Below are 18,465 nucleotides of genomic sequence, written 5' to 3'. Positions count from 1 at the left end.
GCACCGCAGCACACGAAGAGACGACATGGAGGAGAAACCCATGAGCATCGAGACCCTGCCCATCCTGGACCTGTCACAGGCCGACGACCCCGCGACTGCACAGGAGTTCCGGGAGAGGCTCCGGGAGGTCACCCACACGGTCGGCTTCTTCTACCTCACGGGACACGGCATCCCGGACGAGGACTTCACGCGGATCATCGAGGTCGCGCAGCGCTTCTTCGCTCTTCCGTCGGCGGAGAAGCTGGCGATCGAGAACGACAATTCCCCGCACTTCCGCGGGTACACGCGCACCGGCGGCGAACGGACCCGCGGAGAGGTGGACTGGCGGGAGCAGATCGACATCGGGTTGGACCGCGCCCCGATCCGGGATGAGGACATCGAATTCCCGTTCGACCGGCTCACCGGCCCCAACCAGTACCCGGAGAGCCTGCCGGAGCTCAAGGAGGCGACCGACCGCTGGCACTCGCAGCTGTCGGCTGTGGGCGATCGCCTGCTGTCCGCATGGGCGCAGAGCCTGGGACAGCCGGCCGACTTCTTCGCGAGCGCGTTCGCTGACGACCCGGCGTCGTTCATCAAGATCGTCCGCTACCCGGCGACCGATGACGGGGCGATCACACAGGGCGTGGGCGAACATCGCGACGGGGGAACCCTCACACTGCTGTACCCGCAGCCGGGGACGACGGGCCTCCAGGTGAAGGTGGCAGACGGTGACGGTGGGAACGGTGAGGCCGGGAACGGTGAGGCCGGCGAGCGCTGGATCGATGCGGATCCGATCCCGAACACGTTCGTGGTGAACATCGGCAAGCTGCTCGAGGTCGCGACCGACGGCTACCTCAAGGCGACGGTTCACCGTGTCCTGCCGACGAAGCCCGGGCAGGACCGGATCTCCATCCCCTTCTTCTACAACCCTGCGCTGCGCTCCCAGCTGCCCACGGTCGAACTTCCGGCGGAGCTCAAGGAGAAGACACGCGGTGTCTCCCAGGACGAGTTGGACGTGCTCCACGCGGTCTACGGCGAGAACGCCTTCGCATCCCGGCTGCGCTCACACCCCAACGTGGCGCAGAAGTTCTACGCGGAGCACCTCACCTCCACCGCCCCCGCCCGTTGAACCCTACGTCCGCGTACAGGACCGTTCCCGGCGCTGAAACGGTCCTGTACGCACACGTAGGTGACGATGCGTCCTGTACGCGGACGTAGGCGCCGCTCACACCACCAGCCTGGCCACTGTCCCCTCGATCGCCCGGGTCGTCCGCTCCAGCGAGTCGAGGTCGACCCATTCGACTGCGGCGTGCGCTCCTTCGCCGGCCGGACCGAACAGCACCGCGTCGATCCCCTCCGCCGCGAGCAGGGCGCAGTCCGTCCAGAACTGCTCACCCCGCACGGTCGCCTCGGCCCCAGCGCGTTCCGCACTCACAGCACCGCTCGTCCCAGCGTCCACAGCACCGCTCGTCCCTGCACCCTGAACGGCACCCACGACCTCCGCGTACGCGTCCCGCAGCGCCGCGACCACCGCAGACCCGTCCGCTGTCGCGAAGGGCGGCCGCTCGAAGTACACGTCCAGCTCATACGAGAAGGCCCCGTCGTCCGCTGCGATCGGGTCGAGGATCTCCCGCAACTCCGCCTCGAACGTCGCGGCGTCCTCCCCCGGCCTGGTGCGCCGTTCGATCGTGACGGTGCACGAATCCGCGTAGCTGGAGGCCTCGACGCCGCCGGTGATGATCGACGCGTGCACACTCCCCGTGCCCACCAGGGGATCCGCGTCCCCCGCCGCCAACCGGTCGCCCAGCTCACCGATCCCCGTGAGCAGCCGCCCCGCCTTGACGATCGGGTCGACCCCGAGGTCCGGCCGCGACCCGTGCGCCGCCACCCCGTCGACCCGCACCGTCGCCCACGCGAACCCTCGGTGCGCGACGACGATGTCCTCGTTCGTCGGTTCCGCGACGAGCGCCGTCGCCACCCGCAGACCCCGCTCCCGCATGTGCGCGAGCACCTCTTCCGTCCCCGCGCTCACGTCCTCTTCGTCCGCGACGAGCGCCAGCACGATGTCGCGCGCATGCGGCTCGGCCGCCACCCGCGCTGCGGCCACCATCATCGCGGCCACCCCCGCCTTCATGTCGTAGGTGCCGCGCCCGTGGATCCTGCCGTCCCCGATCCGCGGATCGAGCCCGTCGCCGTCATAGCTGTCGAGCGACACCGTGTCGAGGTGGCCGTTCAGCATGATCCCGCCGCCGAGGCCGTCTTCACTTCCCGTCCCCCGCGCGACTGCCAGCACGGAAGGACGCCCGGGTGTCGGCTCGACACGCGTGCACTCGAACCCGCGTGCGCGCAGCCACTGCATCACGAAGTCCGCGATCCGCGCTTCGCCCGCTCCTCCGGGGACCAGTCCCGGATTCACCGAATCGATGCGGAGGAGGTCCGCCGTCAGTGCCACGACCTCGTCGCGCAGTTCTGTCCTCTCGCTCACGATTGCGCCCTTTCGTAGTCCGAGCCGCCTGCTCGCAGCGCTTCCGGCAGCGGGTTCGCCGCCCGGCCCTCCGTGCTGATGATCAGGATGTGTGAGCCCTCGGGCAGGAGGCCTCGCTCCCGCAGCACACGCACCGCTGCCAGCGATGACGCGCCGCACGGGCCCGAGTCCACGCCGAGCGCCTCCAGATCCCGCACGGCCGCAGCCGCCTGCTCGTCGGTGACGACGGCGTTGAGGTCCGCACCCGCACGCAGCACCGGCCACGACGAGGACGCCACCGTCCCGCAGTTCAGCCCGGCCATGATCGTGTGCCCGGTGTTCACGGACACCGGCTGGTCCGCCAGCAGGGATGCGATGAGGCTGGGCGCGGCGACCGGCTCGACGGTCACGACCTGCGGGGCCTCCCCAACGGTGGCCCCGCTGCCCGCATCGACCGTGCCGTCAGCGACTGTTCCGCCCTCTGTGCCGTCGCCCCCCGCGAACCCGCCGGAGCGGGAGAACCGCACCACGGCCTCGGCGAAAGCGCCCACACCCGTGGGGGCGGTCACCAGGGTGGGAGCGGGAGCATCGAGCTCGGCGAGCTGGGCGGCGGCCTCGGCGAGGACCGTCCCGTAGCCCTCGACGATCCACGCGGGGATCTCCTCGTAGCCGTCCCACGACGTGTCCTGGACGAGCAGCGACCCCTCCGCCTGCCCCTGCTGCGCGGCGTGAGCGACGACGTCGTCGTACGGCAGTGCCAGCACCGTCGCCTCCGCACCCTCGGAACGGATGCCCGCGATCGCCTCGTCGGAGACACCCTCCGGCAGGAAGATGCGGGCAGGCAGACCGACGAGCGCCGCCGTGTGCGCGACCGCGCGGCCGTGATTGCCGTCCGTCGCGGCGACGAGTTCACGGATACCCGTGTCGCCGGATCGGGCGGCGATCTCGTCGAAGGGCAGCACCGCCTCCTCCGCCCCCAGTCGCACGGACAGGACGCGGGCGATCGCGTGCGCGGCACCCAGCATCTTGAAGGCCGGCAGGCCGTAGCGGGCCGACTCCTCCTTCACCCACACGCGTGCAGCACCCAGTTCACGAGCGAGCGCCGGCAGCTCCACCAGCCGGGTGGCCGCGTAGCCGGGGATCGACCGGTGGAAGTCGAGCAGCTGCGGCGCCGGATCGGTCGTCCACGCACGGACTGCGGGACGGGAGAGGACCGCGGACGTGGTGGGGGCCTGGGCGGCGGGCGGGGTTTGGTGAGCTGACGGCGGGTGAGTGGGCGGGGTCATCGGCTTCCTCCTGAGTGGGACACACGGGCTGCTCCCACGCTACGGAGCCCGGACCCTTCAGTCGAGAGGACGAATCCCGGCCACCTGGCCCCTACGTCCGCGTACAGGACCGTTCCCGACGCTGAAACGGTCCTGTACGCACACGTAGGTGACGATGTGTCCTGTACGCGGACGTAGGGAACCCCAACCTCATGACCCGCGCGGCACCCACCAGTCGACTCACGCGGCCTCTCTCAGTCCGTCATCGTGAGCAGATTACGATGGAGGCAGCCTCAGAAGGGGCTGATTCATTGGCGAATGACCTGAATGACCGAGGAGTGTGCTCCGGTGCAGCGCATGCGTAATCTGTCCACCCGCGCGTGGATGCTGATCGGTGCCGGAGCTCTTGTCGTCGTCCTGGTTGTGGTCGCAGCCGTGGTCCTGCTCCCCCGGACCTCCGCTGACGACGTCGCCCAGGATTTCGCCGATGCGCTCTCCACCGGTGACCTCGAGTCCGCGGGATGGACCCCTGCCGGAATCGACGACGACTACCGGCAGACAGTGGAAGGCCTCGGAGGACCCGACGACTCAGGGCCCCTGGGCGCGCCGACCGTCACCGTCGCCTCCGTGGACGAGGACGGTGACTCCGCCTCCGCGGTGCTCGACTGGAGCTGGCCGCAGGGCGAGCGCACCTGGGACTATTCGACGACGATGCGGCTGAACCGCGACGACGGGGAGTGGACGGCGTCGTACGAACCCTCAGTCGTCCACCCCGATCTGGAACCGGACGACGCGCTGCGTGCTCACCGCAGCAGCGCCACTCGCGGGAAGATCCTGGGTGCCGATGACGAGGTCCTCAGCGACGAGATGCCGGTCGTGCGCGTGGGTATCGAGCCCCGCCGGATGGAGGACCCTGAGGATCCGGACGAGATCGACGAGCTGACCGCGGACCTCAGCGAGCACCTCGACATCGACGCGGATGCTCTGGCCGCACGCCTCGAGGATGCCGATGATGACGTATTCGTCCCCGTCATCACCCTGCGGCGGGACGACTACGACGAGGTGAGCGGCTCCATCCGCCTGCTGCCGGGGACTGTCTTCCAGGAGGACACGCAGCCGCTCAATCGCTCGCGGGAGTTCGCGGCGGCGACGCTGGGCAGCGTCGGCGAAGCCACTGCGGAGGACATCGAGAAGGCCGACGGGAAGTACGCGGCGGGGGATGTCCTGGGCCGCAGTGGGCTCAACCGGGCCTTCGACGACCTCCTGCGCGGGGAGGACACCCTCGTCATCCAGCGAGTGACATCCGACGCCGAGGACGACCCCGTGGAACTCACCCGCCTCGAGGGACAGGACGGGGAGACCATCACGACGACACTCGACGTGCAGGTGCAGGACGCCGCGGATGACGTGCTCGCCGATGTGGACGAGCCGGCCGCGCTCGTCGCCCTCCGCCCCAGCGATGGCCACGTCCTCGCTGCCGCCAATCACGACCCCGACGGCGGGGCCTTCGATCGTGCACTGACCGGGCGCTATCCGCCGGGTTCCGTCTTCAAGGTGGCCTCCGCTCTCGCGATGCTGCGGGAGGGCAAGGGGGTCGATGACGTGCTCACCTGCCCGGAGTCGACCACTGTGGACGGCAGGACCTTCACGAACGCGGGTGACCTCGTCCTGGGCGAGACGACCTTCGAGGAGATCTTCACGGAGTCGTGCAACACGGCCTTCGTCGACGCCGGATCCCTGGTCGACGGGGATCAGCTCGCCGCGGCAGCCGCTGATCTGGGGCTCGACGGGAGCGAGTCCACGCTCCTGTCGCCGGATCTCGCGGACTCCGACGAGACCCCGGACTACAGCGTCTTCCTGGGTGAGGCGCCGTCCTCCGACGACTCCGTCACGCACGCCGCGATGATGATCGGGCAAGGCCTCGCCGAGGCCAGCCCCCTGGGCGCGGCCGTCATGGCCGCGAGCGTCGCCCGCGGTGAACGCGTCGCACCGGTGCTGGTGACGGACGCGGGGACTGACGCGGAGGATTCCGCAGACACCGCACCCGAGGCCGCTGCCGGCACCACGGAGCCAGCTGTCGGCACCGGTGAGCTCGAACCGGAGCACATCGAAGCCCTCCAGGACCTCATGGAAGCGACGGTGGAAGAGGGTACGGCCTCCGCTCTGGCGGATGTGCCCGGCGACCCGGTGCACGGCAAGACCGGCACGGCCGAATACGGGGATGAGGACCCGCCGCGGACGCACGCGTGGTTCATCGGCTACCAGGACGACCTCGCGGTGGCGGTCCTCGTGGAGGACGGCGGGTTCGGTGCGGAAGCAGCGGTGCCCCTGGCCGAGGACTTCCTCCGTCTGATCAACGACTGACTGCTGCGGACACAGCGGCGGGAGGCGGAAAGGAAGGACGGCGCGAACCCTCACTCGCCGCTGAAGAGCGCCTTCTCCACCGCATCGGAGATGTGGCCGGAACCCACGAGGATCAGACCGACGTCGACAACGTACTGCGAACCCGTTGTCGACTTCCCACTCCGGCGTGGCGCTGCGGACCACGCGGCTCCCGCGCGATTACATTACCTTCGTCGATGCGGTCCCAGTCCTCACCGGCGAAGCCACGATCGCGGACATCCTCGCAACCAGTGGCGATCTGGCACTTGCCGCTACAGCGCTCGCTGACGCACGAAGACTCGATGTCGTCACAAGCACAGGCCACCTTCGTCATCTCCACGAAGAGAATGCGCGCCAGCGGCTCTTCGCCTCTTCTGATGATCTACTCGAAGTCCTGGAGCTGCACCGACATCTTTATGAGGCGGCATGACACTCAGCTCTGGCTACGGTTCGTGGCGGGCGGTCAAGAAGGCGCTGAAGTCAATAGCAGTTGAATGAGCAAGAGACACCTACACCGACCCACTCGTCGTCCCCCTGTCAGAGGATCGGTCGATCGCTACTAACGACGAGCAGACGTGACTCGGCGAAAGTTCCGCGTCAAGGTGCGCGCTGATGATAGCCGTTCGAAAGTCCTGCTCCGCTTCCCGATCGAACTCGTGATCGAGCAACACTCACTGTTCGGATCGAGTCACACGGTCGAGCTGAGCTATCGGCTCCACCGGCGGGAGGGGCTGCAGTGTGTGCATTACCGGCTCTACCCGCTAGCTGATCAGATCACGGACAGGATCATCACTGGGTGCCGTCGTATTCTCGACGGAACAGCGACCCGACGACGGACCTGGCGGATCATGTCGTGATCGCACAGGCGAAAACCGTCTTCACTGATACGGCCTAGGGGTCGCTGAAATACGTGCCGAGCTAAACAAGCTCCTAGGGCGTGTCTGATAAATGTCGGGTCCATGCGATGACTGTGTGGAGGACGACCGCAGCACGATACGTGAGGGCGTATTTGTCATATTGGGTGGCGAGTCCGCGCCACTGCTTGATGTGGCTGTAGCGATGTTCGATGACGTTGCGGTTCTTATAGTCAGCAACATCCAGCCCGACAGGGCGTCCACCGCGGGACCCGCGACGTTTCCGGTGTCCCTTCTGATCGTCGGGTTCGGGGATGACGGCCTTGATCCCGCGCGTGCGCAGATGCTTGCGGATCGCGGAGGAGTACGCCTTGTCCGCGCGGACCGCATCGGGACGTGTTCGTGGACGCCCGACAGTCCTGGATACTCGCAGGTGCTGCATCAGCGGCAGGAACATCGGGGAGTCACCTGCCTGCCCTGGACTCACCAGCGTGACCAGTGGCAGCCCGTGACCATCGACGAGTTGATGGATCTTCGTGGACAAGCCACCACGTGAGCGACCGACGGCGTGATCAGGCGGCTCGACGCCCAGATTCTTGTAACTCGATGGATCCCCCTGTGAGGCGGGTGGCGTTCGTTGCATGCTGATGCGCACGCGCGATGGTCGCATCCACCGACACCGACCAGTCGATCAGCCCCTCCGCGTCAGCGGCGGCGGTGAGGGTGTCGAGGACCTCGTCCCAGGTCCCTTCGGCTGCCATCCTGCGGTGCCAGGTCCAGACCGACTGCCATGGACCGAAGACCTCTGGGAGATCGCGCCAGGCAATGCCAGCGCGGTACCTGTAGATGATCGCTTCGATCATCCTGCGGGCATCAGAGAACGGCCGGCCTCTGTGTCCGGTCGGGTGAGGGAGCATGTCCTCGATCAGAGACCACTGGGCATCCGAAAGTAGCTGGAAACGCGACATAGGAACACGTTCTCAGCGAACGCCTCGAAACTTTGTCAGACACGCCTTAGATCAGCTGCGGCCGGGACACGTTGGTGGTGGGGCGGCTAGGCCGCCTCGGAAGGTCGATTCGGCACCTGATCGATCAATTAACGGCCTTGCAGAAGCGGAGGGTGAGTGTTGCAGTCTCTGACCAGCTACTCAGACGGCTGGCTCGTGTTTTACTCTTCGACTCTCAGGCCGAGCTCGAGCGCGACCCCATCGACGACCGAACGCTGGTCTGAAAGCTTCCCGAGCTCGAGTGCAGACCGGCAAGCATCTGCCCTTCCTTACAAGAGACAAGCTCCGCGCCACGCAGAAGCTCTATGAGCTAGCAAGACATGACTGTCGCCCAGATCGGCGAGGCCCCGGGAGTCAATCGGCACCACTCTCTACCGAGCACTGAGCCTAGAAACCGGAACTGCCTATCCGTCATCGACAAACAACGATAAATCCGACGAAAAGAGAGCCGAAGCAATTATGTTCACGAATCCCGGTAACGTTTCACACAAAGAATACACCATGCCAGTCGATAGAAATCGTCGAACTCGAAGCAATTCGCGACGTTAGACGCTCAGCGAGATCGCATTCGCCGGAAAACCCTCGGCAAGTGCACGACCGCAGGCCAGTATAAGAACTACTCAAATCCGTTGTGCAATACTATTGAAGCTCTGCAGGACTCTTTGCCGGAGTCAAACATAGCAAAGCGCATCGAGATTCTGACCTTTGACTTCACCAACGGGGATAGCGAATAGGTCCAGACACTGAAGCCCTCCCTGAATAACCAGACGTACGGCAACAGCCTAACCGAGGAAGAAATCGAAGACTTCCAACTGCAGTTTCAAGATTATGTTTCGTTCGAGCGCAAGGAACCTCAGACCGCTGTCCGCCGCCAGCAAGGGAGCGCTACCGCAAGGGGCGGAACGATCGTTAGTCGAAGAGCAGACGCGCGCCTCGCTGAGGTTCGTCAATGAGCGAACGTGAACGGGCGCGCGGTGCTCGAGTACGGCCATATCCACCAGGATGTCATCGCCACTGACACAGAAGTTGGATCTCGGCCGCTTGACACACATTCGGCCCGTCACCCGTGACTAATAACCCAATACGGCAATCGATACGCGCCCGCATGTCGAGGCGTATCCGCAAAACGCTTCGGGCGCGACACGTTGAAGTGCAGCACCGCTTATCATTCTCCTGGCGTCGATCGGCGAATAGCACGCAAGCCAGCGGCGAGGAGTGGCTGAACCGACGCGCCCACGTCGGCGAACCCGTCTCCCACGGTCCCTCCCCGGACGTGCCTGTAATGGATACCCTCTAGGATCACCGCGAGTTTAAAGTGCGCGAGGCCGAGGTGGAAGGACATGTCATTGACCCGGCGACCGCTCGCGGCCTGGTAACGCAAGAGTTGGTGCTCGATACCAGGATAACCTGGCGCCATACTTGCGGTCGCCACTCCTCGAGCGTTCGAAATCTGGTTTAACCGGTGGTACACGAATAATAAGGCAAGGTCCGTTAGTGGATCGCCGAGAGTCGCCATCTCCCAGTCGATGACGGCGTGCACAGCGCCGTCCCGGACCAGCAAATTGTCCAGTCGATAATCGCCGTGCACAATCGACGTTTCGCCATCCGCATGAGTGTCGGCCCGCTCGTTTAGCTTGTGCAGAAGCCGATCGGCATCGGGAAGGTCACGGCTCCGCGACCCTTCGAGTTGACGACCCCATCGTCGCACCTGTCGGCCCAAAAAGCCTTCCGGCCGCCCAAGGCTGGATAGGCCCACATCAGGCGGACGAACAGAATGCAGAGCCGCGAGCACGTCGATCATCGAGTCGACGACAGCGGTCGTAGTTTCGGGGCCCAGTGGCCGAAGCTGCTCAGCATTACGGTAGGAGATTCCCCGCACATACTCCATCACGTAGAAGTTTGCTCCAAGAACTGAAAGATCTGTGCATAGAGCGTATGTGCCGGGGACTGGGACTTCGCTCGCCCCCAGGGAAGACATGACCCTGAACTCACGGCCCATGTCGTGGGCCGTCTCCTGCACGTGCCCGAGTGGAGGTCGGCGAACAACCCAAGACGAGAAATCGTCGTACACGCGGTAGGTGAGGTTAGATTTCCCGCCGGTGATTAGCTCAGCGCGCAACTCACCCACGAGTGGCCCGAACCCCTCGTCGGCGTGCCACCGTCCGAACCGCTCGAGGTCGAGACCGGGGGTTGCAGAACTCGGGATCGCAATGTTGGTCATGCGAGTAGCTCCTCAGCTATACAACCTGAGGCTTCAACCGACTGCCCGATCGTCTTTTGGGCCCCATCAAATTGACGGAAAGATACCAACTTCACCACATTCCCCGGGACGAACAGACCCCTCATCTGGCATGGTTGCGCGGGGCCACTCTTGCGGCTTCCAATGCTATTTTCCGGGAGCTTGTCAGGCGCTTCCCGAGGTATGATCGCAGCGCGATCGAACCGATCGTGAAAAAGCGGCCATCCGTCAACAATGGTGATTGAATGGACGGGGGACAAAATTGTATCTTCTATCATGACTACTCCAACTGGTAGGATCCCGACGATTCAACAAGGGGCCAAAGCGATTTCTCATTTGAGTGGACGGATGAGCATCTCTTGGCCCGTCGAGGCGGAGAGCTGCCCGTTATGCGTAAAGATAAGACCAGCGCCGAGCGCTCGGTGGCTACCGCCGCTTGGACTAGTCGTCCGATAGTGCAACCATCGATCCGCTCGAGCAGGACGGTGCATCCAAATGACGTGGTCCAAACTGGCAGCCTTCGTACTACCTGGGGGTAACTGGTGCCGACGGAATGCTTGTCGCACCACCGAATAATCACTGAGGTAGATGACCAACACCTGATGCAGCAGCGGATCGTCAGGCAGCGAAGCCGCCACTCGAATCCAGGTATCGACCGGTTCCGCTTCAGAGCCTGGCCCGGCGGGTGACTCACGCAATTCAAAGGGCCCGGCAGGAATAATGGACTCATCAAGCGGGAACGGATAGCGAGACTGGAGTTCGGCCGGTCCAACAACAGACGGCTGCTCAAGCTGATGGTCTAAGTCAGTGTGTTCGGCTCTGTGAAAGGAAACGGTTACAGTCGCAGTGAGCGCCCCTGCCTGCCATACATCGACTCGACGGAGGCGGAAGGATCGACCGTCCCGCAAGCGAGTGACTTCGAAGCGATTTGGAACGAAGGGATCGCCGGCTCGCAGAAAGTGCCCGTGAAGCGAGTGCAGAGTGAACTCTGTTCCCGTCAATGTCCGCGCGGCTGCCACGAAAGACTGTGCCAAGAGCTGACCACCGAAGACCCGAAACGATGGCTGCCCCAAACTCATTCCGACGAAATGGTTCGCGCCGGTGGGCTCGATATCGAGGACTCCTAGAATTGCATCGACCGCGGTAGCCCCCGTACGCAGATCCCGCCACCGGGCGGCACTGGGCAACACCGCCTCGATCTCATTGGGCCCCCCAGGAAGTCGCGCGTCCCTTAGCGTTGACCGCCGAATCACTCCATCAGCGTCGCGCAGTTGGCCGTCAACGAATTCGTACGCCCGCGGACGACGACGCCCGGAGAGGGTCTTCTGGAGGTAACCATCCAGCTTGTCCGCAGTGAGTGCGGCTCCCTTCGCAGGCTCAACGATGGCAACGACGCGCTGATCCAAGTCATTATCAGGTAGTCCAATGACGGCGGCAGCGTTCACCCCAGGCAGCGCCGCGAGCGCAGCCTCGACCTCTACCGGGCAGACACTCACGCCGCCGCTGACAATACAGTCCGTGGGCAGCTCGCTACTCGCGCCATCGCTGTCGAGGACCCCGGAAGAAACCTCAAACGAATCTTTCACCATCACTGCATATTACTCAAGCGACCGCCAGGCCGCCAGCACCCCCCAGCCGGTCGCGGCCCACTTTGCGCGAACATTCCGGCAGAAAGCTGGAGGCAAGCCCTTGACAGAGTATGGCGAAGGTCACATATGCTTACTGCAGTACCGATGCAAATAGATGATCGAATGTCGCCGTGGCCGACCACTGCGGCAACAGCTCCTCAATGACGAAGGGTGATCATGAGAAAAGCACGCAGCACAGCACGGCACCGTAGGGGCGTCACCATTGGCAGCGTTTTGGCCACAGTGATGATCCTAAGCGCATGCACGTCCGGTTCGGCTAACAATGCAGAAGCCTCAGGCGCAGAATCTTCAGGGGGTACCCTCCGCGTTGTACATGGAAGCACTCCAAATCAGTTCGACCCGTGCGGCACCCCCAACGGCAGCGAGCTCGCGTACATGTCAGCGGTATACGCGCCGCTGATCCGCACCGACCCAGCCACGGGTGAGTTGTCGCCAGGGATCGCCACGGAGTGGGAAACTTCGGAGGACGGTCTAGCTCTGACTCTGGAACTTCAAGAAGGGCTGACCTTCCAAGATGGGACCCCGCTTAACGCTGAAACTGTTACACAGAGCCTGGAGCAGTGCCTTGCGATAGGGCACCAGGACGTCCCAAGCCTCGAGAGCATCGAGGCCGAAGGCGAGAGCACGCTGGTGTTCTCTCTGGGAGCTCCCACCGCAGGGCTCGTGGACCTCCTCGGCTCTCGACTCGGCCTTGTGGCCTCACCTGCAGCGCGCGAGGGCGCGGGCGACAACTATGGTGCGGCGCCAGTCGGCGCCGGCCCGTACCGGATGACAGACTTTGTCCCCGGCAACTCCGCGACTCTCGCCGCCTGGGAGGACTACCAGGAGGCAGGGCCGCTGGCCCCAAAGATCGACACGATCGAGATCTCCATCATTACCGAACCGTCGGCGCAAGCCGCTGCACTCACCAGCGGTCAGGCGGACTTCGGGTACCGCCTGCACTCCAGTGTGGTCGACAACCTAGAAGCTGGTGACATCGCGGTGAATACTGGAATTGGCGTTTCAATGGCCGACCTCAATATCGACCGAAGTCAAGGCCCGATGCAGGACGTTCGCGTGAGGCAGGCGGTTAGTTACGCCATCGACAGAGAAGCGCTAGCCAAAAGTGTGACGTCCGGGCTCAGTGACGTCCCGGCAGTCCAACCCTATCCGCCCGGTCACCCGTTCCACTTTGAGGACCTCAACGAGGCATACGCCTACAATCCAGAGAAGGCGAAAGATCTACTGTCCGAGGCTGGGTACGCAGACGGCCTCGAATTACGAGGCGTTTCCCTGGACGGATCGGGCTTCGTGGATGCTGGAGTGATTGTCTCTCAACAGCTCGCCGCAGTAGGCATTGAGGTCACCTTCGAGTCCAAAGCTTTGCCTGATGCGACGAGTAGTTTTTACACCAATCACGAGTATGACCTGTTCTCCACAGGAATGAATTCTGGGCCCGACTGGATCACAATCTATCGTAGACATCTTGATACTGATTCGTCCGGCAATGCCGGTAACGAACCTGTGCCCGGTGGTGACGAGTCACTCTCGAAGCTAAACGCAGCACAGACTGAGGACGAGGTGCTAGAAGCGCTCCATTCGGCGACAGAAGTATTTCAGGAACAACTCCCGATCATACCCCTGCACTTCAGCCCGTTCGTTTCAGCCTGGTCTTCCGACGTAAGTGGTGGAGAGGACTCGTTCGCCATCAACGGTGAAGCGGACTTCACCCCCCTCGGGCTGAGTTGATAAGAGCCGTCAAGCTACTACTCCCACTGTCTGCGGGGCACGCGGCGAGCGAATTGAGAAGGAAATCGGAGTCATCCAATGTGGCAAGCTGGGAATACAACAGGCACGGAGGCGCACAACTCGAGCTTTGCTCTCGATGGCATCGTCGCCGTTGATCTAACCACGAGTGTCGCCGGACAGTATACCGGTCGGTTGCTCGCGATGAACGGCGCGAAAGTAGTCCTAGTTGAACCGCCAGAAGGCAGCCCAATGAGGACTCGTGGTCGGCCGGTCCCCGAGGGAGGTGAGACGTTTCTGTTCCGCCACCTCAACCAGGGCAAACGTTCCATTAGCCTCGACCTTGACTTGATGGCGCACGCAGCTACTCTCAATGACCTGTTGTCCCGGGCAGACGTCATACTGCGCGACGAACAATCGTATATCCGCTCGACGTCCGACCTCCGCTCATCGGTCATCGAGTGTGTCGTCGCCGAGGCGCCTCGCGACGGTGAGTACAGCGAGTGGTCGTTCGACGAGATGAGCCACCAGGCGCTCAGTGGCGTAATGAACATGACTGGAGTCTCCGACCGTGAGCCAATCTACGGGGTCGGTGAACGGGCTTCTTATGCCGCTGGGACCACTGCGTACATCTCGGTAGTGTCGGCACTGTACGAGCGTCGGACATCAAACCAAGGACAACGCGTCGATGCCACTGTGTTCGAGTCCATAGCGGCCATGGGGCAGAACCTTGTCAGCCAGTTCAGCTACAACGGGACGGCTGAAAGCCGTGCCCGCTATCCAGGCTTTTTGGCACTGTTGCGGTGCGCCGACGCCTGGGTTGTCCTGTTCGTAATACGCAACTGGCCCACCCTATGTGATGTCTTCGAGCTCCCCGAACTATTGACTGATCGTCGGTACCGCACTTCAGGCGACCGTTTAGAACGATGGCCGGAGATTGTGTCTATTGTCCAGGAGAAGTCATTGACGTTACGAGCCGACGACGTCGTCGAAGCTTGCCAGCGAGGACGTGTAAGTGCCGAGAAGGTAGTCGGACTCGACGAACTCATAAATTCCGATCAATGGCAGGTCCGGCGCGTACTAGGAACAGCATCGGCCGCTGCCGGAGCGGCCTCTCAGACCACTGTGCGACGCCTCTTCGACTTCAGTGCGGCGAAGAGCGAGATCAACACCGCAAGTCCGCCACTGGCTCCCGCCGGTGTCGGTTCAATGTTCAGCGAGGTGTTCCAATGAAAGGCCCCTTGAGCGGAATTCGGGTGCTAGAGTTCACCACAGCCTGGTCCGGACCATTTGCTGGACGATGTTTGGCCTATCTCGGGGCAGATGTGATTAAGGTAGAGGCACCGAATCATCCGGATTCCTGGCGTGGGCCCAGGGTAGGTGGAGCGCCGATCTACTACCCCGACCTGAAACCCGGAATCGACGCACAGAACCAAAGCGTCCTATTCAACTCTCAAAACATCGACAAGCGTTCGATCGCGCTTAATTTGAAGGCCAACGGCGCAGACGCTGTTATGCGCGATCTTGCCGAAGACGCCGACGTCGTACTCGCAAACTTTGCTCCCGGAGTAATGGACCGGTTGGGCGTCGGCCACCACGCCTTAAGCCAAATCAACCCACGCATTATCTTGGTCGAAATGCCGGCATTCGGTCCTGGCGGCCCAGCCTCGAGTCACCAAGGGATGGGGAAGACAATGGAACCAGCGTCGGGTATGACAGCACTGATGGGATACTCCGACGGGACGCCTGTGCTCACAGGACCTGCCCTCATGGACCCCGCGGGCGGGCTGCATGCAGTGGCCGCAGTCGTTACCGCCCTCGAACTCCGTGAACGCACTGGCACCGGAACGCGTGTGCTGGTGCCACAGGTCGAAGCAGCGGCATCCTGGATCGGCGAATATATCCTCGAGCAGACCGAGACCGGGAACACCTGGGCACCTGATGGCAACCACATCTGCGACGCAGCGCCCCACGCGGCATATCCCTGTCGCGGAGACGAAGACTGGATCACGATCTCCGTGCGCGACGAGACGGCCTGGGCATCATTATGTGAAGTGCTGTCGCTAGCGGACATCGTCGATGACCCTCGGTTCGCGACCGTAGAGGCTCGTCAAACCGCTCAAGTAGAGCTCGACGCTTTGATCGGCCAACGCACGCGCAATCACGACAAGTGCGATCTCACTGCTCGGCTACAGGCGCGTGGGGTCACGGCCGCCCCCGTACTCAACGGCGCAGAAATCGCGCAGTCAACGGCGATGCAACAGGCCAACATGATTGTGTCTCTTGACCACCCAGTAGTCGGACGGCGGGAGTATAGCTCGCTAGCGTTCCGCCACTCCCGTACCCCAGGTTCACACCGCAACGCCGCGCCCACATTCGGCGAACACAACGACGAGATTTTACGGGACCTGCTCAAATACGACGACGCGCGCATCAGCCACCTACGCGAGACCGGTGTCATCGCCGACGATCCCACTGCTGACACCGACACCCCTCGGAGGAACTTGTGAGGAACCTGACTCTACGTAAGCCGGAACACCAAGACGCATCTGATCCAATCGAGTACAGCGCAAGATCTATAGACTTCCGAGCTGAGTTGCGAGACTGGCTCGCTAACAACGCTCCGGTGGCGCTTCGCGATGTCGATGTGCCACGCGGTCCATCGCCTGAGCTCAAACCACTGCTCGACGACTGGGCAGCAAAACTCACTGAGGCCCGCTACATGTGCGTGGCCTGGCCCGAAGAGTATGGCGGCCGTGGGCTGACAGGCGTCGAGGTTGCGATCATGAACGAGGAATTCGCTCGAGCCCGCGTCCCCCGCCTCACGCGAGGCATGGGTGAGTCATTGGTCGGTCCCGCAGTCATCGCGCACGCGAGTAAAGATCAGAAAAGTCGGATCCTCCCACCGATTATCAACGGCGAACACGTTTACTGCCAAGGATTTTCTGAACCTGACGCTGGATCCGACCTTGCCGGGCTCCGCACCCGGGGCGACGTGGTGGACGGCGAGCTCATAATCACCGGTCAGAAGGTTTGGACCTCTGGCTACTACGAAGCAAATTGGATGTTCTGCCTGGTACGTACCGACCCGAACATGTCAAGGCATCGAGGTATCTCGTACGTGCTCCTGCCGCTGGAGGTCGAGGGACATCCGAACGGTGTCGAGTTCCGACCAATCACCCGTATGACAGGCAAGGCGCTGTTCGCGGAGACCTTTCTCACAGAAGCGCGGGCGCCTCTCGAAAACGTCATCGGGGATCTCCACCAAGGGTGGCCCGTCGCGATGACGACTCTAGGCAACGAACGTGGAGGAAGTGCGACCACACAACACGTCGCCTTCGAAAGGCAGTTCTGGCGGTTGGTGGAAAAGGTCCGCACTCGCGGCTTGCACGAAGACGTCAGAGTCCGCGAGCAGCTCGCTTGGGCCTACGAACGTATTCAGGTCATCAAAGCAACTGGACTAGGACTCGTGGCGGAGCTCGCCTCTGGGCGGCCAGCAACCAGCGTTGCGAACGGTTCTACGAGCAAGGTGCGGTGGTCGGAGTTCCAACAACAGTTCCTAGAGATCGCACTCGAGCTTGTTGGCCATGAGGCTCTCGTCACCGGTGAAGATTACGCCCTAAGCGAGTGGCAGGAGGAGTTCCTCGCGACCCGTTCGCACACAATCTGGGGCGGCACCGCCGAAGTGCAACGCAACATCATCGGGGAACGCGTGCTCGGACTTCCCAAGGAACCCCGTCCCGCCAATCAGGAAGGCTCCCGATGAGTCTAGCGATTACTTCAGATCAGACAGATCTGCGCGACACCACGCGGCGGTTCCTCGCCGCCACGACCCCAATCACACGCGTGCGCGAGACGATGACCTCACCGACGGCGTTTGACGAAGTCCTGTGGCGTCAGCTCACACAGGACCTTGGCCTACCTGGGCTTGCAGTGCCTGAGGAAGACGGTGGTGCCGGTCTCAGCCTTCAGGATCTGTCATACGTCGCCGAAGAATGCGGCCGCGTTCTGGCACCGGGTCCCCTGATTTCGACTTGTGGTCTAGCAGTGCCTTTGCTGTTGGCCAGCGGCGATGAGGAGGCCCGACGCACCTGGTTACCTCGACTTGTGTCCGGAGAGATCGGGACTGTCGCGTGGCAGCAGTTGCCGAGTAGAGACTGGAAACTGAGGCCTTCCGTGGTGAAAGCTGTCCCCAACCCGAATTCGGCCCGCCGATGGTACCTAACTGGCGAGTTATCGCCCGTGCTCGATGGCGGCGTGGCGGACATACTCTTCGTGATAGCAGACACAGACAATGGCCAGGCGGTCGTCGCGGTCGATGGCACGGAAGTCGGAGTGACCCGAAATATCCTACCGAATTTCGATCAGACACGAGGCCTTGGACGCGTAAGCCTCCATTCGGCGCCTGGCACGCTCGTCGGCCACGTTGGTCAAGGAGCAGAGCTCTTGGCAGCCACACTCGATGTCGCCGCAGTGCTACTCGCCGCTGAGATGATAGGTGGAGCACAGGCATGTCTTGACATGAGCGTCGCGTACGCCAAGGTCCGGCATCAATTCGGTCGTCCAATCGGCTCGTTCCAAGCGATCAAGCACAAGTGTGCCGAGGTCTTGGTCGACATCGAAGGAGCTCGCGCAGCTGCCCGGTACGCCGCTTGGTGCGCGGTGGAGGATCCCGCAACGCTGCCCACAGCCGCAACTGTCGCTAAGGCTTCTGCTGCGAAGGCGTTTTTTCGTGCGGCAGCCGAAAATGTCCAGATTCATGGCGGCATTGGTGCCACCTGGGAGCACGATGCACATCTGTATTTAAAGCGCGCCCAAGCCTCACAGTCAATGTTCGGCAACGTGGGAGCCGACCGCCGACGCTTGGCCGACCTAATCGGCATCTAAACAGACAACACTGG

General features: G+C 63.0%; 14 protein-coding genes. 9 read left to right on the top strand and 5 right to left on the bottom strand.

Annotated features, from left to right (window positions below; all coding sequences use genetic code 11):
- The first annotated feature begins 40 nt into the window (after positions 1-40).
- On the top strand, positions 41-1,108 hold the full coding sequence (locus JFC09_RS01785; protein WP_198392260.1) for an isopenicillin N synthase family dioxygenase: 1,068 nt from the start codon (positions 41-43) through the stop codon (positions 1,106-1,108).
- 96 nt (positions 1,109-1,204) lie between these two features.
- Here the strand turns inward: JFC09_RS01785 and JFC09_RS01780 are convergent, their stop codons facing one another.
- Entirely contained in the window at positions 1,205-2,464 is a 1,260-nt protein-coding gene (locus tag JFC09_RS01780) for a M20/M25/M40 family metallo-hydrolase (protein ID WP_332839612.1), read from the bottom strand.
- Positions 2,461-3,729 (bottom strand): pyridoxal-phosphate dependent enzyme, encoded by a 1,269-nt coding sequence (locus JFC09_RS01775; RefSeq protein WP_198392259.1) that lies wholly within the window; start codon positions 3,727-3,729, stop codon positions 2,461-2,463. The genes JFC09_RS01780 and JFC09_RS01775 overlap by 4 nt, the downstream gene beginning before the upstream one ends.
- Before the next feature lie 336 nt (positions 3,730-4,065).
- Between JFC09_RS01775 and JFC09_RS01770 the strand changes: the two genes are divergently transcribed.
- Positions 4,066-6,072, top strand: a complete 2,007-nt coding sequence (locus JFC09_RS01770) for a penicillin-binding transpeptidase domain-containing protein (RefSeq protein WP_198392758.1) — start codon at positions 4,066-4,068, stop codon at positions 6,070-6,072.
- Positions 6,073-6,238: 166 nt separating this feature from the next.
- Positions 6,239-6,520, top strand: coding sequence for a hypothetical protein (locus JFC09_RS01765; RefSeq protein ID WP_198392258.1), 282 nt, complete (start codon positions 6,239-6,241; stop codon positions 6,518-6,520).
- Positions 6,521-7,020: 500 nt separating this feature from the next.
- Here JFC09_RS01765 and JFC09_RS01760 read toward each other — a convergent pair.
- A protein-coding gene (locus JFC09_RS01760; protein ID WP_198392257.1) for an IS5 family transposase occupies positions 7,021-7,912 on the bottom strand; the annotation gives its coding sequence in 2 pieces (ribosomal slippage) (positions 7,021-7,551 and positions 7,553-7,912; 891 coding nt in all).
- Positions 7,913-7,986: 74 nt separating this feature from the next.
- On the opposite strand from JFC09_RS01760, the gene JFC09_RS17040 reads away from it, so the two are divergent.
- The gene (locus JFC09_RS17040) at positions 7,987-8,175 is read left to right on the top strand and encodes a hypothetical protein (protein ID WP_198392256.1); all 189 of its coding nucleotides are present in this window, start codon (positions 7,987-7,989) and stop codon (positions 8,173-8,175) included.
- Between the two features lie 941 nt (positions 8,176-9,116).
- On the opposite strand, the gene JFC09_RS01750 is transcribed toward JFC09_RS17040, so the two are convergent.
- Positions 9,117-10,172 (bottom strand): phosphotransferase family protein, encoded by a 1,056-nt coding sequence (locus JFC09_RS01750; RefSeq protein ID WP_198392255.1) that lies wholly within the window; start codon positions 10,170-10,172, stop codon positions 9,117-9,119.
- Positions 10,173-10,522: 350 nt separating this feature from the next.
- Positions 10,523-11,779, bottom strand: coding sequence for an acyl-CoA thioesterase domain-containing protein (locus tag JFC09_RS16615; protein ID WP_198392254.1), 1,257 nt, complete (start codon positions 11,777-11,779; stop codon positions 10,523-10,525).
- A gap of 435 nt (positions 11,780-12,214) precedes the next feature.
- On the opposite strand from JFC09_RS16615, the gene JFC09_RS01740 reads away from it, so the two are divergent.
- The 5 genes from JFC09_RS01740 to JFC09_RS01720 all read left to right on the top strand — a co-directional run bounded on the left by JFC09_RS01740 (position 12,215) and on the right by JFC09_RS01720 (position 18,451).
- Positions 12,215-13,567, top strand: coding sequence for an ABC transporter substrate-binding protein (locus JFC09_RS01740; RefSeq protein WP_198392253.1), 1,353 nt, complete (start codon positions 12,215-12,217; stop codon positions 13,565-13,567).
- 78 nt (positions 13,568-13,645) lie between these two features.
- Positions 13,646-14,797, top strand: coding sequence for a CoA transferase (locus tag JFC09_RS01735; protein WP_198392252.1), 1,152 nt, complete (start codon positions 13,646-13,648; stop codon positions 14,795-14,797).
- Positions 14,794-16,074: a CaiB/BaiF CoA transferase family protein gene (locus tag JFC09_RS01730; protein WP_198392251.1), complete on the top strand. Its 1,281-nt coding sequence runs from the start codon at positions 14,794-14,796 to the stop codon at positions 16,072-16,074. Before JFC09_RS01735 ends, JFC09_RS01730 begins: the two co-directional genes overlap by 4 nt.
- Positions 16,071-17,330, top strand: coding sequence for an acyl-CoA dehydrogenase family protein (locus tag JFC09_RS01725; RefSeq protein ID WP_198392250.1), 1,260 nt, complete (start codon positions 16,071-16,073; stop codon positions 17,328-17,330). Before JFC09_RS01730 ends, JFC09_RS01725 begins: the two co-directional genes overlap by 4 nt.
- Entirely contained in the window at positions 17,327-18,451 is a 1,125-nt protein-coding gene (locus JFC09_RS01720) for an acyl-CoA dehydrogenase family protein (RefSeq protein WP_198392249.1), read from the top strand. Before JFC09_RS01725 ends, JFC09_RS01720 begins: the two co-directional genes overlap by 4 nt.
- Positions 18,452-18,465: the final 14 nt, after the last annotated feature.

The organism is Brevibacterium yomogidense (assembly GCF_016107685.1).
Classification (GTDB): Bacteria; Actinomycetota; Actinomycetes; order Actinomycetales; family Brevibacteriaceae; genus Brevibacterium; species Brevibacterium yomogidense.
This window is presented reverse-complemented; position numbering and strand designations above follow the sequence as displayed.